Genomic DNA, 23,224 nt, shown 5'->3' with positions numbered 1-23,224 from the left:
GTCACTCCTCCCCCAGGATCTGCGGCACCTTGAATCGCTGCTGCTCCTGGGCGGGCGCGCCGGAGAGCGCCTGCTCGGGGGTGAGCGACGGGCGCACCTCGTCCGCCCGCATGACGTTCGTCAGGGGCAGCGGGTGGGAGGTCGGCGGAACGTCTTGGTCGGCGACCTCGGAGACGCGGGCTACCGCGCCGATGATGTCGTCGAGCTGTCCGGCGAAGTGGTCGAGCTCTTCGTCCTTCAGCTCCAGACGTGCCAGCCGTGCGAGGTGGGCGACCTCCTCGCGCGTGATGCCAGGCATGCAGCGATCCTCTGCTGGTTTCCGGTGGAGTATTCGCCCCAATCCTATGGCGCGCGGTGTCGTGACGGCGAAACGGTTGAAGAACAGCCCGTCCGGCGTTTGAGGACAGCACCCGGAGGGCGCTCTCCCGGCACGGCGGGGGCGGCTTACTTCACGACCTGACCGGAGGGCTGGTCCGCCTCGTCGTCCACTTCGCGGCGCCAGCCGCCGTGCTCCCGCGCACGCAGCCACGCCGTCGTCTCGTCCGGCGGCATCGCGGCCGCCACCAGCCAGCCCTGTACCGCGTCGCAGCCCAGGTCGCGCAGCCGCTCCCAGGTCTCGTCGTCCTCGACGCCCTCCGCGACGACGAGCAGCCCGAGGGAGTGGGCGAGGTCGAGCGTGCAGCGGACGATCTCGGCGTCCTCGGTGTCCACCGCGAGCCGGGCCACGAACGAGCGGTCGATCTTCAGCTCGCTGACGGGCAGCCGGCGCAGGTGCACCAGGGAGCTGTACCCCGTGCCGAAGTCGTCGAGCGACATCTTCACGCCGTGGCCGGTCAGGCCGTTCAGCGTGTCGGCGGCGCGCTGCGGGTCCTCCAGCAGCACGTGCTCGGTGATCTCCAGCTGGAGCGCGCCGGGCGGTACCTGGTGCCGCGCCAGCCGCGCGGCCACCGCGCCGGCGAAGCCGGGGGTGTGCACGTCGCGCGGCGAGACGTTCACCGCGACCGGGACCTCCAGGCCGTCCGCGCGCCAGCGCGCCACCTGGCCGAGCGCGGTCTCCAGGACGTACTCGGTCAGCCGCGGCATCAGCCCGGAGGACTCGGCGATGGCGATGAACTCGTCCGGAGGGACTCTCCCGCGGTCCGGGTGCACCCAGCGCACCAGCGCCTCCAGCCCGGCGACCTGGCCGTCGAAGCGGACCTTGGGCTGGTAGTGCAGCTCGACCTCGCCCGCGTCCAGCGCCCGGCGCAGGTCGCCGAGGAGGCCGAGCCGGTCGGGGGTGTTGCCGTCGCGCTTGGCTTCGTAGACCTCGACGCCGCTGCGGTCCCGCTTCGCCTGGTACATCGCGACGTCCGCGCGGCGCAGCAGGCCCTCGGCGTCCAGCGCGTGGTCCGGGTAGACCGCGACGCCGGCGCTCGCCTCGAGCACCAGCGTCAGCCCGTCCAGGTCGAGGGGCGAGCCCAGCGCGGCGACAAGCGAACGGGCCACCCGCTGCGCGCTGGTGAGGGAATCGGCGGTGGGCAGCAGCACCGCGAACTCGTCGCCGCCCAGCCGCGCGGCCTCCGCTCCGCGGGGCAGGGCCTGCCGCAGCCGCTCGGCGATCTGGAGCAGCAGGCGGTCACCGGCGAGGTGTCCGAGGGTGTCGTTGACCGACCGGAAACGGTCGAGATCGATCAGTACGAGGGCGGCGCGGGCGCCGACGCGCTCGGCGTCGTCCAGCGCGCTCCAGGTCCGCTCCAGCAGCCACTGCCGGTTCGGCAGGCCCGTCAGCGGGTCGCGCAGCTGCTCCTCGGCGCGTGCCCGGGCGATCCACAGCGTGGAGTCCAGCGCGATGAGCGGCACGGCGAAGAGCGGCAGCAGCAGCGGCGTGTGCTCGGCGACCACCACGATCAGCGGGGCTATGCCCACCAGCGCGACGCCGACCAGGGCCTGCCGGGTCACCGCCCGGCGCGCGATGGACGGCAGCCGGCCGTTGCGCGAGCCCATCAGGAACCAGAGCAGCGCCCGGGTGACGGCCAGATACACCAGCGCCGATCCGAGGATCGGCGGCAGTACGGACAGGTCCCAGTCCCCGGGGCGGCCGGGATCGGCCACGCTGGGCGCGATGCCGAACGCGGCGAGGCCCAGCGCCGCCGTGCCCAGGCCGAGGACGTCGATCGCGCCGTGCACGACTGCCTGTCGCCAGCGCTGCCGGCGCGCGGCGCCGACCAGGACGACCACGGACAGGCTGATCAACAGGGCGGGCACCCAGCCGTACAGCAGCAGGACCGCCAGGGCCAGCGCGGCACCGGAGCCGGTGCCGCCGGTCCAGCGGTCCCTGCCGATGGCGACGAGATGCCCGACGATCACGCCGGTGAGGACGGCCAGCGACCAGCCGACGGCGCCGCGCGGAAAGAGCGCGGCGCCGCCTCCGATCGTCATGAGGACGCCCGTCACGAGCACCACGGCGGCCGTCAGAACCACAGCCGCGGGCAACGCGGGCATGACGAGCCGCCGGAGCCGCGACGCCGGAGCGGCGCTGTCGGTCGGTTCCATTCCGATACCTCTCACAGCCGGCTGTGCCCGCGCCACGGCAGGCGCACCCCTCAACAGTAGGCCGCAGAAGGCCACCACGGGCAGCGATCGGCAGCGGTTGCCCGAATGCGACCCGACCACCCGTAAGCGTCTGGTATGCGCCGAAGAAGTGACTTACTCACTCCTCCTCCGGGGGCGTGACCGCTACCGCGCGGGCGGCGTCGGGGCCCTCTTCGAGCAGCACCGCGAAGCCGTCATCGTCCAGCACGGGCACCTTCAACTGCATAGCTTTGTCATATTTCGAACCAGGATTGTCGCCTACAACGACGAAACCGGTCTTCTTCGAGACAGAACCGGTCACTTTCGCTCCAAGACGTTGCAGCGCTTCCTTCGCGCCATCTCTGGTGTGTGATTGAAGTGTTCCCGTTACGACGACGGTGACGCCCTCCAGCGGCCTCGGGCCTTCGTCGCCGGTGCTTTCCTCCTCCATCCGGACCCCGGCGGCGCGCCATTTGTCCACGATGTCGCGGTGCCACTCCTCCTCGAACCACTGCTTCAGCGAGGCGGCGATGGTCCCGCCGACGCCCTCGACCGCGGCCAGTTCCTCCTCGCTCGCCTCCCGGATCCGGTCCAGCGAACGGAACTCCATGGCCAGCGCCTGCGCCGCGACCGGGCCCACGTGCCGGATCGAAAGGCCCGTCAGGATGCGGGCCAGCGGGCGCTCCTTGGCCGCCTGGATGTTCTCCAGCATCGCCAGGGCGTTCTTCTTCGGCTCGCCCTTCTGATTGGCGAAGAACGTGACGACCTTCTCCTCGCCGGTCTTCGGATCCCGCTTGGGCAGCCCGCTGTCCGGGTCGAGCACGTACGACTTGATGGGCAGCAGCTGCTCGATGGAGAGCCCGAAGAGGTCGCCCTCGTCCTTCAGCGGCGGCTCGGCCGGCTCCAGCGGCTGGGTCAGCGCCGTCGCCGCGACGTATCCGAAGTTCTCGATGTCCAGGCTCTTGCGGCCCGCGAGGTAGAACAGCCGCTCCCGCAACTGCGCAGGGCAGCCCCGCGCGTTCGGACAGCGCAGGTCGATGTCGCCCTCCTTGGCGGGCTGCAGCGCCGTCCCGCACTCCGGGCACTCGGCCGGCATCACGAACTCCCGCTCGCTGCCGTCCCGCAGGTCCACCACCGGCCCGAGGATCTCGGGGATCACGTCGCCCGCCTTGCGCAGCACGACCGTGTCGCCGATGAAGACGCCCTTGGCCTTGACCACGTCCTGGTTGTGCAGCGTGGCGAACTCCACCTCGGAACCGGCCACCATGATCGGCTCGACGACGGCGTACGGCGTCACCCGGCCGGTCCGCCCGACACCCACCCGGATGTCCAGCAGCTTGGTGTTGACCTCCTCCGGGGGGTACTTCCACGCGATCGCCCAGCGCGGCGCGCGCGAGGTCGCGCCGAGGCGGCCCTGCAGCCGGATCTCGTCGAGCTTGACGACGACGCCGTCGATCTCGTGCTCGACGTCGTGCCGGTGGTCGCCGTAGTACGCGATGAACTCCCGCACCGCCGCCAGCGAGTCGACGACCTTGTTGTGCTTCGCCGTGGGCAGGCCCCACTCGCGCAGCAGGTCGTACGCCTGCGACTGGCGGTCGATGTCGAAGCCCTCACGGGCGCCGGTGCCGTGCACCACCATGTGCAGCGGGCGGGTCGCCGTGACCTTGGGGTCCTTCTGGCGCAGCGAACCGGCCGCGGCATTGCGCGGGTTGGCGAACGGGGGCTTGCCGTCCGCCACCAGGCGGGCGTTGAGCTGCTCGAACGCCTCCATCGGGAAGAAGACCTCGCCGCGGATCTCCACCAGCTCCGGGACGCGGTCGCCCTTGAGCCGGTCGGGGATGTCCGCGATCGTCCGCACATTCGGCGTGATGTCCTCGCCCGTGCGGCCGTCGCCCCGGGTGGCGGCGCGGGTCAGCCTGCCGTGCTCGTACGTGAGGTTGACCGCGAGGCCGTCGACCTTGAGCTCGCACAGGAAGTGGTACTTCGCCGACTTCGGATCGCCGCCCAGCTCCGCCGCGATCCGCTCCGCCCAGGCGGCCAGCTCCTCATCGTCGAAGGCGTTGTCCAGCGAGAGCATCCGCTCGCGGTGGGCGACCTCCGTGAACTCCGTCTCGTACGCCCCCGCGACCTTCTGCGTGGGCGAGTCGGGCGTCCGCAGCTGCGGATGCTCCTCCTCCAGCGCCTCCAGGGAGCGCAGCAGCTTGTCGAACTCCGCGTCGCTGACGACCGGGGCGTCCTTCACGTAATACCGGAAGCGGTGCTCCTCGATCTGCTCCGCGAGCCGCTGGTGCCGCTCGCGCGCCTCCGAGGGCACGCCGGCTCCCGCCGCGTCGTCCGCCGCGCCCTCCGCCGCCTGTCCGGTCTGCTCTTCGCCGGCCACCGTCTGTCCTCCCGTGTCCTTGAGTGCGCTCACTCAGGGTTGTCCGCGAGCGATCCCGCCGCCCGGACGCAGTGGGCGAGCACCTTACGGGCATACTCGGGCGAAGCGCCCGCGAGTCCGCACGCGGGAGTGATCACCACGGACTCGCTGAGAGTCCCCGGATTCAGCCCCAGCCTGCGCCACAGCGTCCTGACACCCATGACGCTACCGGCAGGGTCTGACAATGGGCCGTCGGTGCCCGGCACGACGCCGGCGAAGAGCGTCGTACCGCCCTCGACGGCCTCGCCGATCACCTCGTCATCACGCTCGGTGAGCAGCGAGAAGTCGCACGCGATGCCGGTCGCCCCGGCCCGGCGCAGCAGCGCGAACGGCACGTCGGGGGCGCAGGAGTGCACGACGACGGGCGTGCCGTCGTCCTGCGCGCCGCCCGCCGCGTCGATGATGTCGCGGAGCGCGCCCTCGACGACGGCGCGGTCCACGGCCCGGTAAGTGCGGTAGCCGCTCGCCGTCCGCACGCTGCCGCGCAGTACGGAGGTCAGCGACGGCTCGTCGAGCTGGAGGACGATCCGGGCGCCGGGGATGCGGCGCCGTACGTCCGCGAGGTGGGCCCGCAGGCCCTCGGCCAGCGACGCGGTGAGGTCCCGGCAGGCGCCCGGATCGCCGAGCGCCGCCTCCCCGTTGCGGCGCTCCAGCGCGGCGGCCAGCGTCCACGGCCCGACGGCCGAGACCTTCAGCGCGCCCTCGTACCCTTGCGCGAACTCCTCCAGCGCGTCGAGGTCCTCGCCGAGCCAGGACCGGGCCCGGCGGGTATCGCGACCGGGGCGGTCGCTGATCCGCCAGCCGCTGGGCTCCACGTGCGCGTACACCTCGACGAGCAGCCCGGCGGTCCGGCCGATCATGTCGGCACCGGGCCCGCGGGCGGGCAGCTCGGGCAGGTACGGCAGCCGGTCGAGAGATCCTGTGACGGTCTTCGCGGCCTCCCGCGCGTCGCCACCGGGCATCGACCCGATACCGGTGGCCGCGCGGGCGCCCCAGGGGTTAGTCGTCTTGTCGCTCACGCGTCCGACCCTATGCGGCGGGACGGCAGGCCGGCCGCACGGGCGGCCGGCGGGCGGTCAGCGCCCCGGGCGGACCGAGAGATCGGTGATCTCGGCGTCCCTGGGGAGGTCGAGAGCCGTGAGGACGGTGGTCGCGATCGACTCCGGGTCGATCCACCGGGCGGGGTCGTACTCCTTGCCCTCCTGCTGGTGCACGCTCGCCTGCATGGCGGTCGCGGTGCGCCCCGGGTAGACGGAGGTGACGCGGACCCCGTTGTCGTGCTCCTCGGCGCGCAGCGCGTCGGCGAGGGCCTTCAGGCCGTGCTTGCTGGCCGCGTACGCGCCCCACTGCGGGTTCGCGCGCAGCCCCGCGCCGGAGTTGACGAAGACCACGTGCCCCTGCGCGAGCCGCAGCTGCGGCAGGAAGAGGCGGGTCAGCTCGGCCGGCGCGACGAGGTTGGCGGTCAGCTGGCGCTGCCAGCTCTTGGCGGGCAGGTCGGCGACCGTGCCCAGCTCGACGACGCCCGCGATGTGCAGGACGGAGTCCAGCCGGTCGGGCAGCGTCTGGTGGCCGAGCGCCCAGGCGAGCTTCTCCGGAACGCCGAGGTCACCGACGACCGTGCGGGCCCCGGGGAACTGCGCGGCCAGCTCCTTGGCGCGGCCCGCGTCCCGGGCCAGCAGCCACAGCTCCTCGCCCCGGTCGGCGAGCCGCCGCGCGACCGCCGTCCCGATGCCCGATCCTGCGCCGGTGATCAAGTGCGTACCCATACCGGCGATCCTAATTGCCGGACTTTCCGACGGCCGCCTGGGTCCCTGCCGGTATGGGCCTGGGTCCCTGCCAGATATCCGCGCGCCGCTCGGCTGTCCCCGCCGGATATCCGCGCGCCCGCTTGGGTATCCCCCTGGTGGGGGCCTCCGGGTCTGCGCAATCGGGGCCAGCGCGAAAGTCGTACTAACTCGCCCGCACGCCGCGCCGGCTGTCAGCCCCGCACCCCCGCCTGCTCCTCCAGGTACGCCAGCGCGCCCACGCCGTCCTCGGCGAAGAACGCCAGCTCGGTGAGCGGCACCGGGAGGAAGTTCTCCGCCTCCATGCGCTGGAACTGCTGCTTGAGCCCGTCGTAGAAGCCGTTCGTGTTCAGGATCACGACGGGCTTGGTGTGCATCCCGTGCTTGCGCAGCTCCAGGATCTCGGTGGCCTCGTCCAGCGTGCCGGTGCCGCCGACCATCACCACGATGGCGTCGGCGCGGGCGAGCAGCGCCGCCTTCCGCTCGGCGAGGTCCGCGGTGATCACCATCTCGTCCGCGCCCGCGCGCGCCTTGTGGGCCAGGAACTCCACGGAGATGCCGATGAGCCGGCCGCCGTTCTCCTGCACGCCGTCGGCCATGACCTTCATCAGGCCGGTGTCCGAGCCGCCCCACACCAGCGCGTGCCCGCCCTTGCCGATCAGCTCGGCGAATTCACGGGCGGGGACGGTGTAGCTCTCGGAGAGGTCGGCGGCGGAGCAGAAGACACAAATGTTCATACCGCAACCATACGGGCGGGCAGCGGCGGGCAGCAGACGTACGTACGCCGCCCCGCTCCCCGCCCACCCGTAGGAGCCGCTCGTCAGATCAAACGCCGTACCGGCCTCAGATCAGGCCCTGCGACATCATCGCGTCCGCGACCCGCTCGAACCCGGCGATGTTCGCGCCCACGACGTAGTCGCCGGGGCGGCCGTACCGCTCGGCCGTCTCGAAGCACGTGCGGTGGATGTTCTCCATGATGGCCGCGAGCTCGCCCTCCGTACGCTCGAAGGTCCACGACTCCCGTGCGGAGTTCTGCCGCATCTCCAGCGCGCTCGTCGCGACGCCGCCCGCGTTGGCCGCCTTGCCGGGCCCGAAGGCCACCCCGGCCTCCCGGAACACCGCGACCGCACCGGGCGTCGTGGGCATGTTCGCGCCCTCGGACACCGCCTTCACGCCGTTGCGCACCAGGACGCGCGCGGCGTCCTCGTCCAGCTCGTTCTGCGTGGCCGAGGGCAGCGCCACATCGGCGGGTACGTCCCACACGGAGCCGCCGGGCACGTACGTCGCCGAGGACCCGCGCCGCTCCGCGTAGTCGCTGATGCGGCCGCGCTCGACCTCCTTGATCTGCTTCAGCAGATCAAGGTCGATGCCCTTCTCGTCCACGACGTACCCGCCGGAGTCCGAGCAGGTCAGCACGTTGGCACCGAGGGCCTGCGCCTTCTCGATCGTGTAGATCGCGACGTTGCCGGAACCGGAGACCACGACCTGCCGGCCGTCCAGGTCCTCGCCGCGCTCCTTCAGCATCTCAGCGGTGAACAGTACGTTTCCGTACCCGGTGGCCTCCGTACGGACCAGCGAGCCGCCCCACTCCAGACCCTTGCCGGTGAGCATCCCGGCCTCCCAGCGGTTGGTGATCCGCCGGTACTGGCCGAACAGATAGCCGATCTCGCGGCCGCCGACGCCGATGTCGCCGGCCGGTACGTCGGTGTGCTCCCCGAGGTGGCGGTGCAGCTCGGTCATGAAGGACTGGCAGAACCGCATGACCTCGGCGTCGGACCGGCCGTGCGGGTCGAAGTCGCTGCCGCCCTTGCCGCCGCCGATGTTCAGGCCGGTCAGCGCGTTCTTGAAGATCTGCTCGAAGCCGAGGAACTTCACGATGCCGAGGTTGACCGAGGAGTGGAAGCGCAGGCCGCCCTTGTAGGGGCCGAGGGCGCTGTTGAACTCCACCCGGAAGCCGCGGTTGACGTGGATCCGCCCCTTGTCGTCCATCCACGGCACCCGGAACATGATCTGCCGCTCCGGCTCGACGACGCGCTCCAGAATGCGGGCGTCGGCCAGCTCGCGGCGCGCGGTGAGCACCGGGTCCAGGGTCTCCAGCACTTCCAGAGCCGCCTGGTGGAATTCCGGCTCTCCGGGATTGCGCCGGACCAGTTCGGCATACAGGCCGGCCGGACCGGCCCGGTGATCCCCGGCGGCCTTGTCCTCCGTACGCTCCGTACGATCCGCTTGCACCGTCACGATCATTTTCCTTCCCCTGGGCGGCCGTTGACGTCCCGTCGCCCCGCGACTCTATGTCCCCGCCCGCCACGCACGGTATCCGGTTGGCCTGGAACCCGAGTGGAACTTCCGGTGCGCACCCGGTGGGCTCCGCTCCCGCGTTGCCGCCATGGCGGGGCGGCGGGAGGCTGGTTATGCACGACCGGGTCCTTTCGGTACCCCTCAAGGAGCACCCGCCCGGCCGGAAGGGGTTTCCCATGCGAATGTTGCTCAAGGCCCAGCTCGCCACACCAACGGCCAACGATGCCATCAGAAACGGCACTCTTCCGAAGACGATCGAGAATGCGCTGACGGCCCTCCGTCCCGAAGCGGCTTACTTCACCACTGAGAACGGCTGCCGTACGGCGTACATCTTCTTCGATATGCAGGACTCGTCCCAGATGCCGAAGACCGGAGAGCCGTTCTTCCTCGAACTCGGTGCCAAAGTCCAGTACTCACCGGTCATGAACGCGGACGACCTCCGCAAGGGCCTCGCGGCCCTGGCCGACAGCTAGCCCTCCGATCACCGACGGGCACGGCAGTCCGCCACGCGCAGCGCATCACTCAGCGCCTCCGCCAGACGGAGGGACAGGTAGCGGAACTCGGCATCCGTGACCTTCGGGTCACCGTGCATCGCACGGGCGTGCCGCAGGAGTTCCGCGCCCATGTCGAGCTGGATCCGCTCGACGCTGTCGGCGAGCGCGGATACGGGCCCCGTGCCGTCGGTCGAGAGGTAGCAGGGACGGCCGTCAGCGGTCGCCCACGGCAGCAACCGAAGGGCGTGAACGGGCACTTCACCAGGCATTTCATCCGTCATGGGACCGATTGTCAGTGGTCGCGGTTACTCTGCGTACTGGATCGGATTCGTTGTGCGGAGACGGGCAGCGGATGTGCGATCCGTGCAGTGCAGTACGACGTACGACGCACGACCGCCGTCACGACCGGCGTCAGCGGAGGATGCCCGATGCCCAAGTCCAAAGAACCTCCCACCAGTCTCCTGATCTTCGGCAAGCAGTCGCGTTACTTGCGCGAGAAACGCGACCTGACCCGCCGCGAGCTGTCCGCGCTCATCCCGTACTCCGAGTCCTTCATCGCGATGGTCGAGCGCGGCGAACGCCCGCCGAAGCCGGGGTACGTGGACGCGGTGGATGCCGTACTGGGCGCGGACGGCCTGCTCTGCGTCCTGGCCCCGGACGTGTCGGAGAAACATCACCCGGCGTGGGCGGAGGAGTACGTCCATCTCCAGGCGCAGGCGCTTGCCCTCCACGTCTACTGCACGCACCTGCTCCACGGTCTGCTGCAGACCCCGGAGTACGCCCGCGCGGTCCTCGGCTGCCTGCGCCCGAGTCTGACCGATGAGGAGATCGAGCAGTCCGTCCAGGCCCGGCTGGCGACGCAGAAGCTGCTCACGCGCACGCCCGCCTGCCGGATGACCTTCGTGCTGGAGGAGCACACGCTCTATCGGAAGATCGGCGGACGGACGATCTGGGAAGACCAGTTGAAGCACCTGCTCAAGCTCTCCGAACTGCACAACGTCCAGTTGCAGGTGATGCCGCTCGCGCGCGAGACCCACGCCGGGCTTGACGGCCCCATGACCTTGCTGGAGACGCCGGACCACCACACCGTCGTCTACGTCGAGGGGCAAAAGGGCAGTTACTTCCTGACCGAGCCCGATGACGTCAGCGTGTTGAGTCATCGCTACGGCACCATCAGATCCCAGGCCCTCGACGCCGAGGCGTCGCGAGCTTTCATTCAGCGTCTGCTGACAGGAGAGTCATGAACACCGATCCGGCGTGGTTCAAAAGCAGCTACAGCGGCAGTGAGGGCGAAGCCTGCGTCGAGGTGGCGACCGGTCCCGGGGCGATACGTGTCCGGGACTCCAAGGACACCGCGCGTCCGTACGTCACCGTCTCCCCCGGCGCCTGGGCGGAGTTCGTCGCGTTCGCGCAGGTCGCTCCTGGAGTCGGCTGACCGTGCACCGGTGGGGCGGCGCGAGGTTCCGCCCCGCCGCCCGCCGGTGTACCGGACGATCTCCTAAAGAACCTAGGTAAAGAACCTACCGACCTACCCCACCGTCTGTGACCTGCAGCTTCCCAACGCCTCACCCCTTCGGGTGACTTGGGGGAATATTCGCCCGGCATACCGCTACGCTCGGCCGCGACAGTCACAAAAAGTTACGGCCCCCGGCGGGACGGCAATCCCGATCGAGGGCCTGATCACCAGGAAGAAGAGCCCTTCCCGATGACTTCGATGAAGTCTAACGCGCCCTGCTCCGCCAGCGGCGGCATCATCCACATCCGTGTCGTCCAGACCGCCGACTTCACCATTGTCGCCAACCGCCTTGCCCAGCGCCCCGGCAGCGCGGTCACGGTCGGTGTCGCGGCGTACCTCCTCTCCCTCCCCGACGGCGCCCCCGCCACCATCGAGGCCCTGTGCGCGCACTTCTCCGAAGGCAAGATCGCCATCGCACGCGCCCTGCGGGAGCTGGAGGCGGAAGGCTGGCTGGAGCGGCGCGTGGAACGCAGCCCGCGCGGCCGGATCACCACCCGCACGCTCGTGTACGACCTCCCCGGAGCGCCGGCTGGGCCCCCGCCCGCACCCCTGGCTGAGCCCGTACCGGAACCGGACCGCACACCGGAACCCAGCCCCACGCCGGAACCAATCCCCACCCCGGAACACGTGGTTGAGCGGGCCCCCGAGATCGCCGACGCCGCCGCCGTCCTCATCGATCTCCCTCTCACCGATCGTCGCCTGCTGCTCTCCGAGCGCGAGATCGCGACGCTCGCACCGGCGGTCGCCGACTGGCTGACCCGGGGCATCACGCCCCAAGAGATCACCGTCGCGCTGACCGCCAACCTCCCCGACCGCATCGTCCGCCGTCCGGCGCGCCTCCTCGCCCACCGGCTGGCCGTCCTGCGCCCACCAGCCCGTACGAGCCGTACGGGCCGCATGGGCCCGGCGGCGCCGGAGCCCGGCCGCCCGCCGGTCGTCCCCCTCCAGAACTGCGACGGCTGCGACCGCGCCTTCCGCGCCACCCACCCGGGCCGCTGCCAGGACTGCGCGGCCTCCGGCAGGTACGGCACGTTGCCTGAGCCGACACGACCCCATCACCACCGGCCCACGCCGGCGTCCCTCGCCGTAGCCTGAAAGGACAGAAATGCCGCACGCACTCGCAGAGAGGGAGGCACCGATGCCGTCTGCACCTCATGACGACTCACGTCCTACGACACCCGATGGTGCTGCGCACCCTCTGCGCACGATTCGGGACATCCGTGAGGCGCTCCCGGAGGACCAGCGACACCACTTCGACGCCGAGCTGGCGGACACGGACATCGACGCACTGCCGGAGATGCTCCACCGGTGGATCACCTTGGGATTCGACGGATTCGCAGAGTTCCTCCTGTCGGCACCGTTCGAGGGACTGGAATTCGGCGCCCGGTCCTACGACGAGGAGACGGGCGAGTGATCTTCCTCTTCGACACGAATGTGATCGCGGAGCTCACCACACGGGCCAGGCCCGATGAACGCGTCCTCTCCTGGTTTCATTCGACCGCACGCACCAGCCGCTTCGTCAGCGTGATCACCATGGCCGAGATCGAGGCGGGCGTCGCAGCCGCGCCCGACGCGATCCGGCAACGGCGCTACGCCGAGGCGTTGAACAAGGTGCGGCGGGAATACCGTGACCGCATCGCCGTCATCGATGAGCCCGAGGCGACTTCGTACGTCGCCCTGCACAGGGAGCTCAAGGCTGCCGGGACGTGCATTGATCCGCCCGACGCGTTGATCGCGGCGACCGCGTTGGCCCATGGCTGGACCGTCGCCACCCGGAACGCCAAGCACTTCGAGCGCACCGGCGTCGCCGTCGTCAATCCTTGGGAGCACGCGGCATAGCGATCCGACGCGGCGAGGGCGTACCGCGATTGCGGCGGTCAGCAGCCGCAGTCGCAGCAGCCGCAGCACTCACAGCATTCGCCGCAGCCGCCGCAGCTGCCGCAGTCGCCGCAGTCGCCGCAGTCGCAGTCGTTGCAGCAGCCCTCGCGCTTCTTGCGGGACCAGGGGCCCTCGTACTCGTCGGCGCAACAGAGCTTGCAAGTACAGCACAGGCCGATGAAGGCCGCGCAGCCCGCGAAGAAACCGCGGGGCTTCTTCGGCGAGTGGGGGCCTTTGTCGCCGCCCCAGCCGCCGCCCCCGAAGCCTCCTGGCGGCTGACCAGGGGCAGCGCCGTGCCCGGCGTGGCGGCACAAGGTCGTGCCGAAGGCGCGGTCCACCGAGCGGCGGAGTTCGTGGACGAGCAGTATGTGGACGAGCCCGGCGTCGGCGAAGTCGACATCGCGCAGGGCGAGTCGGATGCCGTGCAGCGCGTCGTCGCAGAGGCGACGGGCCTGGTCGAGGCCGGTCCCCGTGGCGGTGAGCGGGTTCCAGGCGCCCTCCGCGGCGTCCGCCGCACGGTCCTCCACGGCATCGAGGAGGTGCGCCAGTCGGCCGAAGAGGCGGCCGGCTTCAGCCAGCGGCTCGGCGTTGCCGGGCCTACCCGCCAGTACCGCGGTGTGGGCGAAGGCCGCGGCGGTCGCCGTCTCGGTCGGCTCGGTGATGACCGTCAGCGGGGTACCGGGGCCGGCCAGCCGCTCGATGGCCGGCTGCCGGTCGACCGCGTCGACGAGTACGGCGGTGTCGAAGCCGAGCGTGCTGCCGGTGCGCGCTCCGGCCCGGTCCCACCCGGCGGCGACCTTGCGCGCGGCGGCGGCCACGGGGCGGCGGCGCAGCAGTCCGTTCCGGTCGGTGACATGGTCGCGTATTTTCGCCGAAGCGAGGACGAGGGAGACCGATGCGGCGAGCCGAGCGCCTTCTCCCCGCGCCACCGAAGCGGTCCGCATGCCGCGGAGCGGGCAGGGGCCCGCGGTGCGGCGCGCGGCCGTCGCACGGCCGGTCTGAGCGTCCGTCAGTACGGAAACGATCAGGCCGTCGTAGTTCGTGACCACCCGGGCGAACTGCCCGTGATCGTTACGCAGCGCGAGACAGAGGCCGCACAGATGGGCCATCCACTCCGCTTTGAGCCCTTCGGTCAGGCGATGCGTGCAGGGCCTGACGATTCCGAACATCTGAAACCCCCGTATGACGTCGACAGCGCCTGGGGATCGTACAGACCACGCCGCTGACCTGCATAAACGGCGTATACAGGTCCCCGCATGGACGTCGTGTCGTCAGATGGGGCGGTTTCCAGCCATAGCGCCTGTGTCATACCCCCGCCGTGGCCCGCGTGGTGGTCGCGATCGTCGCCGAGCCGACCACCCTCGTCCCGTCGTACAGGACGACGGCCTGGCCGGGGGCGACGCCTCGGGCCGGGGTGGTGAAGGTGACCTTGAAGCCGTCCTCGGTGGGCTCGGCGGTTACCTCCGTCTCGTCGCCGTGGGCGCGGAGCTGGGCGGTGTAGGTGCCGGGGCCGGCCGGCGGGGTGCCGCACCAGCGGGGGCGGATGGCGGTGAGGGCCGTCACGTCGAGGGAAGCGGCGGGGCCGACCGTGACCGTGTTGTCGACCGGGGAGATGTCCAGGACGTAGCGCGGCTTGCCGTCGGGGGCCGGGGTGCCGATGCGGAGGCCCTTGCGCTGGCCGATGGTGTAGCCGTATGCGCCCTCGTGCGTGCCCAGGACGTTGCCTGTCTCGTCGACGATGTCGCCCTCGGCGCGGCCCAGGCGCTTCGCGAGGAAGCCCTGGGTGTCGCCGTCGGCGATGAAGCAGATGTCGTGACTGTCGGGCTTCTTCGCGACGAACAGGCCGCGGCGGGCCGCCTCTTCGCGGATCTCGGCCTTCGTGGTGAGCGTGTCGCCGAGCGGGAACATGGCGTGCGCCAGCTGGCGCTCGTCCAGGACGCCGAGGACGTAGGACTGGTCCTTGGCCATGTCGGAGGCGCGGTGCAGCTCGCGGCTGCCGTCCTCACGGGTCACGACCGTGGCGTAGTGGCCCGTGCAGACCGCGTCGAAGCCGAGGGCGAGGGCCTTGTCGAGGAGCGCCGCGAACTTGATCTTCTCGTTGCAGCGCAGGCACGGGTTGGGCGTGCGGCCCGCTTCGTACTCCGCGACGAAGTCGTCCACCACGTCCTCGCGGAAGCGCTCGGCGAGGTCCCAGACGTAGAAGGGGATGCCGATGACGTCGGCGGCGCGGCGGGCGTCGTGCGAGTCCTCGATCGTGCAGCAGCCGCGCGCGCCGGTGCGGAAGGACTTGGGGTTCTCGGAGAGCGCGAGGTGTACGCCGGTCACGTCGTGGCCCGCCTCGGCGGCGCGGGCGGCGGCGACGGCGGAGTCGACACCGCCGGACATGGCGGCGAGCACGCGAAGGCGGCGGGGAGCGTCAGTCATAGCTCTTCCAGAGTAGACGGAACCGCTGACAGGGGTGGACGGGGAGAGGTGTCCGGCCGCCGGGCGGAACCGGGAGGCGGGTGGTGAGCGTTGTTCAGCGCATGGGAGACGGTGATCACACGGGCCGCAGAAACATCGGCCGCCGCGCGGTGCTGATCGGCGGGACGGTCGCGGTGGCGGCCGCGGGGCTGGCGGCGCACGACGAGGTGGCGCGCTGGTGGTGGCGACTGCCCGGTCAGGAGAAACCGCGCAAACCGGGCGAGGTGGACTATCGGAGCGCGCAGTGGTCCGCCGCGTCCGGGACGAACTGGCGGCGGGCCGACCGCCCGGCCGACTATGTGATCGACCGGGTGGTGATCCATGTGGTGCAGGGCAGCTATGCGACCGCCCTGCGGGTGTTCCGCAATCCCGATCACGGCGCGGCCGCGCACTACGTCGTCCGGAAGGACGGGCATGTCGCGCAGACCGTCCGGGAGCTGGATGTCGCCTTTCACGCAGGCAACCGGGAGTACAACGAGCGCAGCATCGGCATCGAGCACGAGGGCTTCGTCGACCGGCCGCAGGACTTCACGGCCGCGATGTACGAGAGCTCGGCGCGGCTGACGGCGGATATTTGTGCGCGGTACGGGTTTCCGGCGGACCGGAAGCATGTCATCGGCCACATCGAGGTGCCGGGGGCCGATCACACCGATCCGGGGCCGCACTGGGACTGGGACCGGTACATGGGGCTGGTGCGGGAGGCGCTGTCCCGGAATCCGGGGAAGGGCCGGGACCCGGGGAAGGCCCCGGCGTAGGCCGCCGCGGGCCCGGCCGCCGGGCCCGGCACCGCCGCGTACCGGTCGCGCCCGGCGGCCCGGCCGCTCAGCTCAGCCCCGCGCTCCGTGCTCGTTCGACCACCGGGCCGATCGCCTCCGCCAGTGCCGCGACGTCCTCCTTCGTGGAGGTGTGGCCGAGGGAGAAGCGGAGCGTGCCGCGGGCCAGGTCCGGTTCCATGCCGGCGGCGAGCAGGACGTGGGAGGGCTGGGCGACGCCGGCCGTGCAGGCCGAGCCGGTGGAGCACTCGATGCCCTGCGCGTCCAGGAGGAGCAGCAGGGAGTCGCCCTCGCAGCCGGGGAAGGAGAAGTGCGCGTTGGCGGGCAGCCGGCCCGCCGGGTCGGGGTCGCCGCCGAGCACGGCGTCCGGTGCGGCAGCCCGTACGGCCGTGATCAGCTCGTCGCGCAGGGCGCCGATCTCGCGCGCGAATTCCTCGCGGTGCGCGACGGCGTGCCGGCCGGCCGCGGCGAAGGCCGCGATCGCGGGCGTGTCGAGGGTGCCGGAGCGTACGTGGCGCTCCTGGCCGCCGCCGTGCAGCACGGGCACGGGCGCGTACGCGCGGCCCAGCAGCAGCGCCCCGATGCCGTACGGGCCGCCGATCTTGTGCCCGGACACAGTCATCGCGGCCAGCCCGCTCGCGCCGAAGTCGACCTCCAGCTGGCCGAACGCCTGGACCGCGTCCGCGTGCATCGGGATGTCGAATTCGCCCGCGACCGCGGCCAGTTCGGCGACCGGCTGGACGGTCCCTATCTCGTTGTTGGCCCACATGACGGTGATCAGCGCGACGTCCGAGGGGTCCGTGGCGATCGCCTCGCGCAGGGCGTCCGGGTGCACGCGCCCGTGGGCGTCCACCGGCAGCCATTCCACCCGCGCGCCCTCGTGCTCGGCGAGCCACTCGACCGCGTCGAGCACGGCGTGGTGCTCGACGGGGCTGGCCAGTACGCGGGTACGGGACGGCTCGGCGTCCCGGCGGGCCCAGTACAGGCCCTTGACGGCGAGGTTGTCGGCCTCCGTGCCGCCCGCGGTGAAGACCACCTCACTGGGGCGTGCGCCGAGCGAGGTGGCGAGGGATTCCCGGGCCTCCTCGACGGTACGGCGGGCACGCCGGCCGGCGGCATGCAGCGAGGAGGCATTGCCGGTGACGGTCAGCTGGGCGGTCATCGCCTGCACCGCCTCCGGAAGCATCGGGGTGGTGGCGGCGTGGTCGAGGTAAACCATGGTGCGCACGATTCTACGAGCTGCCGGGCAGCCTACGGGAGCGCGTACCCGGCGCATGCCCGGCGCTCGGAGGCACCCTCCGTAAAACCGCTGTCAGGCGCACCCTACGCGCTTCAGTCCAGCAGCGCCCGGGCCAGCTGGCGGGACTGCGCGACCAGGCGGTCGTCGGCGTCCCAGACCTCGGCGTCCTCTTCGAGGAAGCCGCCGGCGAGGTTGCGGGTGGTGATCGAGACGCGGAGCGGGCCGGGGGCCGGGCGGCAGCGGATGTGGGTGGTGAGCTCCACGGTGGGGACCCAGCCCTTCAGGCCCATCTCGAAGGCGGTGGGCGGCAGCGCGTCGACCGTGAGGAGGAGCGAGAGCGGGTCGGCGTCGCGGCCGTCGGCGAGGCCGAACCAGCCGCGCATCTCGCCGTTGCCGCTGGGCGCGCCGACGGCCCAGCCGCAGGTCGCGGGGTCCAGGCGGACGTCGAGCCGGTCGGTGATCGCCGAGCTGCCGGGGAGGGCCGGGCGGCCTTCGGGCGCGGCGTCGGTCCCGAAGCACTCCGCGAGGGGCGGCATGGCGGGCGGCTTGGCGGTGGTGCGGACGTCGTCCGGGAGCGCGTCGAGGTCGCCGTAGGCGGCCAGTACGCGCAGCCGCTCGACCTCGGTGCCGTCCTCCTCGAACTGGACGAGGGTCGCGGTACCGGTCGACATCGTGCGCCCGGTGCGCACGACCTCGGTGCGGATCACGGCCGGTCCCGGCCGGGAGGCGGTGAGGTAGTGGGCGGTGACCGTCATCGGGTCGGGGTGCGGCAGCGCGTCGCCCAGGGCGCGGCCCATCAGCGCGAGGAGGTAGCCCCCGTTGACCGCGTGGATGATCGTCCAGCCCGCGGAGAGCTCCGCGTCGTACACGCCGGGAGAGCGGCGCACGATGGCCGTGTCACGGTCGAACTCGCTGTTGCCTATGGTCACCTCTGCCATGCGGTGCACGGTACATGGAATTATTACCGACCGGTAGAGGCGTCTCACCCTCTCGCCGGGTGGCGGCGAAAGCGCGCACTCTCCCCGCCGCCACCTGCGATTTTCCCGCCCGTTACGGCAGCGCCGGCCTGCTGTCCGTGAAGAGCCAGGTGTCGAAGAGGTCGTCCAGCTGCTGCCCGGATATCCGCTCCGCCAGCGCGATGAACTGCGCGGTACTGGCGTTGCCGTACCGGTGCTGCCGCGTCCAGGCCGGCAGCAGCTGGAAGAACGCCTTGTCGCCGATGCGCTCGCGCAGCGCCTGCAGGGTCATCGCGCCCCGCTGGTACACCGCCGAGGAGAACATCGTGTCCCGCTGCGGATCGCCGACCCGCACGTTCCAGAAGTCGGAGTCGGCGGGCCGCGCCCGGTACGCCTTCAGGAAGGAGTCGTGCGCGCTGAGCTGCCCCTTGTGCTCGCTCCACAGCCACTGCGCGTACGTGGCGAAGCCCTCGTTCAGCCAGATGTGCTGCCACTTGGCCACGGAGACGGAGTCGCCGAACCACTGGTGGGCCAGCTCGTGCACGATGGTGGACTCGCTGCGCACGGCCGAGTAGACGGGCTTGGACTGGGTCTCCAGGGAGAAGCCCGCCTGCGGCATGTCGTCGACGATCGCCCCGGTCTCCTCGAAGGGGTACGGACCGAAGACCTTCGACCAGTAGTCGGTGGCCTCCGAGGTGACGCCGTAGACGTCGACGCCGCCGGTGGGCAGGGTCGGGTCGATCGCCGTGTAGACCGGGACGCCGCCGGGCGTGGTGCCGGTACGGACGTCGAACTTCCCGATGGTGGCGGTCGCGAGGTAGGTCGCCATCGGCTTCGTCTCGCGCCAGTGCGCGTAGGAGCGGCCGTGCTTCTCGTACGCGGCGACCAGCCGGCCGTTGGAGACGCCGGTCAGGCCCTTGGGCGCGTCGATGCGGATGTCGTACGTGGCCTTGTCGCCGGGGTGGTCGCTGGAGGGGAACCACGTGGAGGCGGCGTTGGGCTCGCAGCCGACGAAGACGCCGTCCGCGGTCTTCATCCAGCCGTACTGGGAGCCGAAGACGATCGGGCCGCCGAGCGGCTCGGGCACGCCGCCGTACTCGACGCGCACGGTGAAGCGCTGGGCTTTGCGCAGGACGGAGTTCGGGGTGATGGTCAGCTCGTCGCCGGAGCGGCCGAAGCGGGCCCGCTCGCCGTTCACCCGTACCGAGGCGACCGCCAGCTTCTGCAGGTCCAGGTCGAAGGCGCTGAGGTTCTCGGTGGCCTTCGCGGTGAGGGTGGTGCGGCCGTCGAGGCGGTCGGTGTCCGGGTCGTAGCGGACGCCGAGGTCGTAGTGGAGGGCGTCGAAGCCGCCGTTGCCCAGGTTCGGGAAGTAGGTGTCCCCTGCGCCCGGGTCACCGGGCGAGCCACCGGGCGCCGCGGCGACGGTGAACGCCGAGGCGGCCGCGATCGCGAGCGCGAGCAGGCGGGTTCTGTGACGTGCTGAACGGGAGAGTGCCATGGGTGAGCCGGTCCCTTCGAACACACGGATGCATGATGAACAACCGCGCCGACTCTGCACTCTCCCGTTCCGTCACACCCGTCACTTTGCCAACTCATCAGCAATTACGGAGTGGTTGACTCCTTACCGACCGACTCCGGGGCCTCGTCCGAGGCCTGGCCCGGCACCTGGTCGGGGGCGTTCTCCGGGTGATGGCACGCCACCTGGTGCCCCGTGCGCAGCGCCACCAGCGGCGGCTCGGTCGTCGCGCACACCTCCGTCGCCTTCCAGCAGCGGGTGCGGAAGCGGCAGCCGGACGGCGGGTTGATCGGCGAGGGCACGTCGCCCTTGAGCAGGATGCGGTCCCGCTCGGTGCGCCGCTTGGGGTCCGGTACGGGGACGGCGGACAGCAGCGCCTTGGTGTACGGGTGCATCGGCGCCTCGTACAGGGACTTGCGGTCCGCCAGCTCCACGATCTTGCCGAGGTACATCACCGCGATCCGGTCCGAGACGTGCCGGATGACGGACAGGTCGTGCGCGATGATCACGTACGTCAGGCCCAGCTCCTCCTGGAGGTCGTCCATCAGGTTCACGACCTGGGCCTGGATGGAGACGTCCAGCGCGGAGACCGGCTCGTCGGCGACCACCAGCTTGGGCTTGAGCGCGAGCGCGCGGGCGATGCCGATGCGCTGGCGCTGGCCGCCGGAGAACTCGTGCGGGTACCGGTTGTAGTGCTCCGGGCTCAGCCCGACCAGCTCCAGCAGCCGCTGCACCTCCTTCTTCACGCCGCCCTCGGGCTCGACGCCCTGGAGCCGGAAGGGGGTGCCGACGATGCCGCCGATGGTGTGCCGCGGGTTCAGCGAGCCGTACGGGTCCTGGAAGATCATCTGGACGTCGCGGCGCATCGGGCGCATCCCGCCGGTCGACAGGTGCGTGATGTCCCGGCCCTCGAACTCGATGCGGCCGCCGGTCGGCTCGTCCAGCCGCGTGATCAGCCGGCCCATCGTGGACTTGCCGCAGCCGGACTCGCCGACCACGCCCAGCGTCTCGCCCGGGTACACCTCGAAGTCGATGCCGTCGACCGCCTGCACCGCGCCCACCTGGCGCTTGAGCAGCCCCTTGGTGATCGGGAAGTGCCGGACCAGGCCGCGCACCTTCAGGAGCGGCGCGGCCTCCCCCGGCGTGCTCGTCGCGTTCTGTTCGTCAGTCGTCTCGGTCACAGCTTCGGCGCAATCTCTTCGGTCCAGATCCGCTCCCGCTCCTCCTGCGACATGTGGCAGGCGGAGAAGTGCCGGCCGTCGACCTGGCGCAGCTCGGGGCGGACCGTACGGGTGAGGTTGTCCTTCGGGACGTCCGCGTACGGGCAGCGCGGGTTGAAGGCACAGCCGGAGGGGACGTTGATCAGGCTGGGCGGCGAGCCCTTGACGGGGATCAGGCGCTCGGTCTGATCGCGGTCGATGCGCGGCATCGAGCCGAGCAGGCCCCAGGTGTAGGGGTGCTGCGGCTCGTAGAAGACCTTCTCGGCGGGGCCCCGCTCCACGCACCGCCCGCCGTACATCACCAGCAGGTCGTCCGCGAGCTCGGCGACCACGCCCAGGTCGTGGGTGATGATGACGACGGCGGAGCCGAACTCCTTCTGCAGGTCCCGGATGAGGTCCAGGATCTGCGCCTGGACGGTGACGTCCAGCGCGGTGGTCGGCTCGTCGGCGATCAGCAGCTCGGGGTTGTTGACCAGCGCCATCGCGATCATCGCGCGCTGCCGCATGCCGCCGGAGAACTGGTGCGGGTGGTCGTCCACGCGCTTGTCGGGCTGCGGGATGCCCACCCGGTCCAGCATCTCGATCGCGCGCTTGCGTGCGGTCTTCTTGTTCACGTCGTTGTGGACGCGGTACGCCTCCACGATCTGCTGGCCGACCGTGTAGAAGGGGTGCAGCGCGGACAGCGGGTCCTGGAAGATCATCGCCATCTCGCGACCGCGCAGCCGCCGTACGTCGTCGGGGTCAGCGCCGATCAGCTCCTGGCCGTCCAGCCAGATCTCGCCGGACATCCGCACCTTGTCGCGCTGCCGCCGGGAGGCCCGGTGCAGGCCCATCACGGCGAGCGAGGTCACGGACTTGCCGGACCCCGACTCGCCGACGATGCCGAGGGTCTTGCCCTTCTCCAGCTTGAAGGAGAGCCCGTCGACGGACTTCACGACGCCGTCGTCGGTCGGGAAGTGCACCTTCAGGTCGCGTACTTCGAGGAACGCGGTGGGTGCCGCGCCGCCCTCCGCGACCGGCTCGGCGATCGCGGCCGAGGCCGCCGCCGGTGCGGTCTTCGTCAGGTCGTCGGAGTCGGTCACGAGAGCCTCACCCGCGGGTCGACGGCGGCGTACAGGACGTCCACCACCAGGTTGCACAGGACGATGAAGAAGGCGGCGAGCAGGGTGACGCCGAGGATGTTGGGCAGGTCGTTGGCGGTGATCGCCTGGACGGCGAAGGCGCCCACGCCCTGGAGGGAGAAGACCTGCTCGGTGATGAGCGCGCCGCCGAGCAGCAGGCCGAGGTCCATGCCGAAGACGGTGATGATCGGGGTGAGCGCGGCGCGCAGGCCGTGCCGGACGACGACCTTGCGCTCGCGCAGGCCCTTGGCCCGTGCGGTACGGATGTAGTCCTCGTTCAGCGTCTCCAGCATGCCGGCGCGGGTGAGCCGGGCGTACAGCGCCGAGTAGAGGAACGCCAGGGTGACCCACGGCAGGACGAGCGTGCGCGCCCAGCCGAACGGATCCTCCAGCAGCGGTAGGTAATCGCTGCGCTCGAAGATCGGCCATTGGTACGTGAACAGGGCCAGCGCCAGGGCGCCGGTGAAGAACATGGGGAGCGAGACACCGGCCAGCGCCACGCCCATCGCCGCCCGGTCGAAGAGGGAGCCGGGACGCAGCGCGGAGAGGACGCCGGTGGCGACGCCGGAGACGACCCAGACCACGGCGGCGCCGGCGGCCAGCGAGAGGGTCACCGGGAGCCGGGACTGGATCTCGGGCCAGACCTCGATGTGGGTCTTGAAGGAGTAGCCGAAACACGGCCGGTGGCAGTGCGCCACGTCGGGGCCGAACTTGTAGTCGACGCCGGCGAAGATGCCCTTGAGGAAGTCCCAGTACTGCTCGTACACCGGCTTGTCCAAGCCGAGGTTCTTCTTCACCGCGGCGATGTCCGCGGCGGTGGGGGCCTTGCCGATGTACTGCTGCGCGAGCTGGTCGGAGGACTGCCCGGCCAGCTTCGGCAGCAGGAAGAAGATGCCGAAGGTGACCGCGCTGACGATCAGCAGCAGGATCACTGCGCTGATCAACCTGCGGATGATGTACGAGAACACGGGACTGCGGCGTCGGTGCCCGCGGGCC

General features: G+C 71.0%; 23 protein-coding genes. 7 read left to right on the top strand and 16 right to left on the bottom strand.

Annotated elements, in window-relative coordinates; genetic code table 11:
- Nucleotide 1: 1 nt before the first annotated feature.
- The 7 genes from gatC to gdhA all read right to left on the bottom strand — a co-directional run bounded on the left by gatC (nucleotide 2) and on the right by gdhA (nucleotide 8,916).
- Nucleotides 2-298, bottom strand: coding sequence for an Asp-tRNA(Asn)/Glu-tRNA(Gln) amidotransferase subunit GatC (gatC, locus tag ABT381_RS09000; protein WP_030258164.1), 297 nt, complete (start codon nucleotides 296-298; stop codon nucleotides 2-4).
- 146 nt (nucleotides 299-444) lie between these two features.
- Nucleotides 445-2,532: a putative bifunctional diguanylate cyclase/phosphodiesterase gene (locus tag ABT381_RS08995; protein WP_351589978.1), complete on the bottom strand. Its 2,088-nt coding sequence runs from the start codon at nucleotides 2,530-2,532 to the stop codon at nucleotides 445-447.
- Nucleotides 2,533-2,689: 157 nt separating this feature from the next.
- Complete coding sequence (gene ligA, locus ABT381_RS08990; protein WP_467754816.1) at nucleotides 2,690-4,930, bottom strand: NAD-dependent DNA ligase LigA; 2,241 nt, start codon at nucleotides 4,928-4,930, stop codon at nucleotides 2,690-2,692.
- Nucleotides 4,931-4,959: 29 nt separating this feature from the next.
- Nucleotides 4,960-5,988, bottom strand: a complete 1,029-nt coding sequence (locus ABT381_RS08985; protein WP_351589976.1) for a methionine synthase — start codon at nucleotides 5,986-5,988, stop codon at nucleotides 4,960-4,962.
- 57 nt (nucleotides 5,989-6,045) lie between these two features.
- Nucleotides 6,046-6,735: an SDR family oxidoreductase gene (locus ABT381_RS08980; protein WP_351589973.1), complete on the bottom strand. Its 690-nt coding sequence runs from the start codon at nucleotides 6,733-6,735 to the stop codon at nucleotides 6,046-6,048.
- A 212-nt stretch (nucleotides 6,736-6,947) separates the two neighbouring features.
- On the bottom strand, nucleotides 6,948-7,490 hold the full coding sequence (locus tag ABT381_RS08975) for an LOG family protein (RefSeq protein WP_351589971.1): 543 nt from the start codon (nucleotides 7,488-7,490) through the stop codon (nucleotides 6,948-6,950).
- A gap of 106 nt (nucleotides 7,491-7,596) precedes the next feature.
- Complete coding sequence (gene gdhA / locus ABT381_RS08970) at nucleotides 7,597-8,916, bottom strand: NADP-specific glutamate dehydrogenase (RefSeq protein ID WP_351590076.1); 1,320 nt, start codon at nucleotides 8,914-8,916, stop codon at nucleotides 7,597-7,599.
- Between the two features lie 311 nt (nucleotides 8,917-9,227).
- Between gdhA and ABT381_RS08965 the strand changes: the two genes are divergently transcribed.
- Nucleotides 9,228-9,524, top strand: a complete 297-nt coding sequence (locus ABT381_RS08965; RefSeq protein ID WP_351589969.1) for a hypothetical protein — start codon at nucleotides 9,228-9,230, stop codon at nucleotides 9,522-9,524.
- Nucleotides 9,525-9,532: 8 nt separating this feature from the next.
- Here ABT381_RS08965 and ABT381_RS08960 read toward each other — a convergent pair whose 3' ends face one another.
- A complete protein-coding gene (locus ABT381_RS08960) occupies nucleotides 9,533-9,826 on the bottom strand; it encodes a hypothetical protein (RefSeq protein WP_351589966.1) in 294 nt (97 codons plus the stop codon).
- A gap of 147 nt (nucleotides 9,827-9,973) precedes the next feature.
- Between ABT381_RS08960 and ABT381_RS08955 the strand changes: the two genes are divergently transcribed.
- The 5 genes from ABT381_RS08955 to ABT381_RS08935 all read left to right on the top strand — a co-directional run bounded on the left by ABT381_RS08955 (nucleotide 9,974) and on the right by ABT381_RS08935 (nucleotide 12,900).
- Entirely contained in the window at nucleotides 9,974-10,789 is an 816-nt protein-coding gene (locus tag ABT381_RS08955) for a helix-turn-helix domain-containing protein (RefSeq protein ID WP_351589964.1), read from the top strand.
- Entirely contained in the window at nucleotides 10,786-10,980 is a 195-nt protein-coding gene (locus ABT381_RS08950) for a DUF397 domain-containing protein (RefSeq protein ID WP_351589961.1), read from the top strand. The genes ABT381_RS08955 and ABT381_RS08950 overlap by 4 nt, the downstream gene beginning before the upstream one ends.
- A 279-nt stretch (nucleotides 10,981-11,259) precedes the next feature.
- Complete coding sequence (locus ABT381_RS08945) at nucleotides 11,260-12,156, top strand: hypothetical protein (protein WP_351589958.1); 897 nt, start codon at nucleotides 11,260-11,262, stop codon at nucleotides 12,154-12,156.
- Nucleotides 12,157-12,199: 43 nt separating this feature from the next.
- The gene (locus ABT381_RS08940) at nucleotides 12,200-12,475 is read left to right on the top strand and encodes a hypothetical protein (RefSeq protein WP_351589955.1); all 276 of its coding nucleotides are present in this window, start codon (nucleotides 12,200-12,202) and stop codon (nucleotides 12,473-12,475) included.
- Nucleotides 12,472-12,900, top strand: a complete 429-nt coding sequence (locus tag ABT381_RS08935; RefSeq protein ID WP_351589952.1) for a type II toxin-antitoxin system VapC family toxin — start codon at nucleotides 12,472-12,474, stop codon at nucleotides 12,898-12,900. The genes ABT381_RS08940 and ABT381_RS08935 overlap by 4 nt, the downstream gene beginning before the upstream one ends.
- Before the next feature lie 38 nt (nucleotides 12,901-12,938).
- On the opposite strand, the gene ABT381_RS08930 is transcribed toward ABT381_RS08935, so the two are convergent.
- Together ABT381_RS08930 and mnmA are read right to left on the bottom strand one after the other, a co-directional pair.
- Complete coding sequence (locus tag ABT381_RS08930; RefSeq protein ID WP_351589949.1) at nucleotides 12,939-14,108, bottom strand: DUF5685 family protein; 1,170 nt, start codon at nucleotides 14,106-14,108, stop codon at nucleotides 12,939-12,941.
- A gap of 136 nt (nucleotides 14,109-14,244) precedes the next feature.
- The gene (gene mnmA, locus ABT381_RS08925; RefSeq protein ID WP_351589947.1) at nucleotides 14,245-15,363 is read right to left on the bottom strand and encodes a tRNA 2-thiouridine(34) synthase MnmA; all 1,119 of its coding nucleotides are present in this window, start codon (nucleotides 15,361-15,363) and stop codon (nucleotides 14,245-14,247) included.
- Between the two features lie 101 nt (nucleotides 15,364-15,464).
- Between mnmA and ABT381_RS08920 the strand changes: the two genes are divergently transcribed.
- Nucleotides 15,465-16,157: an N-acetylmuramoyl-L-alanine amidase gene (locus ABT381_RS08920; protein WP_351590073.1), complete on the top strand. Its 693-nt coding sequence runs from the start codon at nucleotides 15,465-15,467 to the stop codon at nucleotides 16,155-16,157.
- 67 nt (nucleotides 16,158-16,224) lie between these two features.
- Here ABT381_RS08920 and ABT381_RS08915 read toward each other — a convergent pair whose 3' ends face one another.
- The 6 genes from ABT381_RS08915 to ABT381_RS08890 all read right to left on the bottom strand — a co-directional run bounded on the left by ABT381_RS08915 (nucleotide 16,225) and on the right by ABT381_RS08890 (nucleotide 23,196).
- A complete protein-coding gene (locus tag ABT381_RS08915) occupies nucleotides 16,225-17,394 on the bottom strand; it encodes a cysteine desulfurase family protein (protein ID WP_351590070.1) in 1,170 nt (389 codons plus the stop codon).
- 113 nt (nucleotides 17,395-17,507) lie between these two features.
- Entirely contained in the window at nucleotides 17,508-18,353 is an 846-nt protein-coding gene (locus tag ABT381_RS08910) for a thioesterase family protein (RefSeq protein ID WP_351589944.1), read from the bottom strand.
- A 112-nt stretch (nucleotides 18,354-18,465) separates the two neighbouring features.
- Nucleotides 18,466-19,869, bottom strand: a complete 1,404-nt coding sequence (locus ABT381_RS08905) for a M1 family metallopeptidase (RefSeq protein WP_351589941.1) — start codon at nucleotides 19,867-19,869, stop codon at nucleotides 18,466-18,468.
- A 104-nt stretch (nucleotides 19,870-19,973) separates the two neighbouring features.
- Nucleotides 19,974-21,068 (bottom strand): ABC transporter ATP-binding protein, encoded by a 1,095-nt coding sequence (locus tag ABT381_RS08900; RefSeq protein ID WP_351589940.1) that lies wholly within the window; start codon nucleotides 21,066-21,068, stop codon nucleotides 19,974-19,976.
- The gene (locus ABT381_RS08895; protein WP_467754813.1) at nucleotides 21,065-22,189 is read right to left on the bottom strand and encodes an ABC transporter ATP-binding protein; all 1,125 of its coding nucleotides are present in this window, start codon (nucleotides 22,187-22,189) and stop codon (nucleotides 21,065-21,067) included. Before ABT381_RS08895 ends, ABT381_RS08900 begins: the two co-directional genes overlap by 4 nt.
- Entirely contained in the window at nucleotides 22,186-23,196 is a 1,011-nt protein-coding gene (locus ABT381_RS08890) for an ABC transporter permease (RefSeq protein WP_351589938.1), read from the bottom strand. The genes ABT381_RS08895 and ABT381_RS08890 overlap by 4 nt, the downstream gene beginning before the upstream one ends.
- Nucleotides 23,197-23,224: the final 28 nt, after the last annotated feature.

This window comes from Streptomyces sp. NPDC000151 (genome assembly GCF_040301705.1).
In the GTDB taxonomy this organism is placed as follows: domain Bacteria; phylum Actinomycetota; class Actinomycetes; order Streptomycetales; family Streptomycetaceae; genus Streptomyces.
The sequence above is the reverse complement of the archived record's forward strand: the minus strand, read 5'-3'. Positions and strand labels throughout refer to the sequence as shown.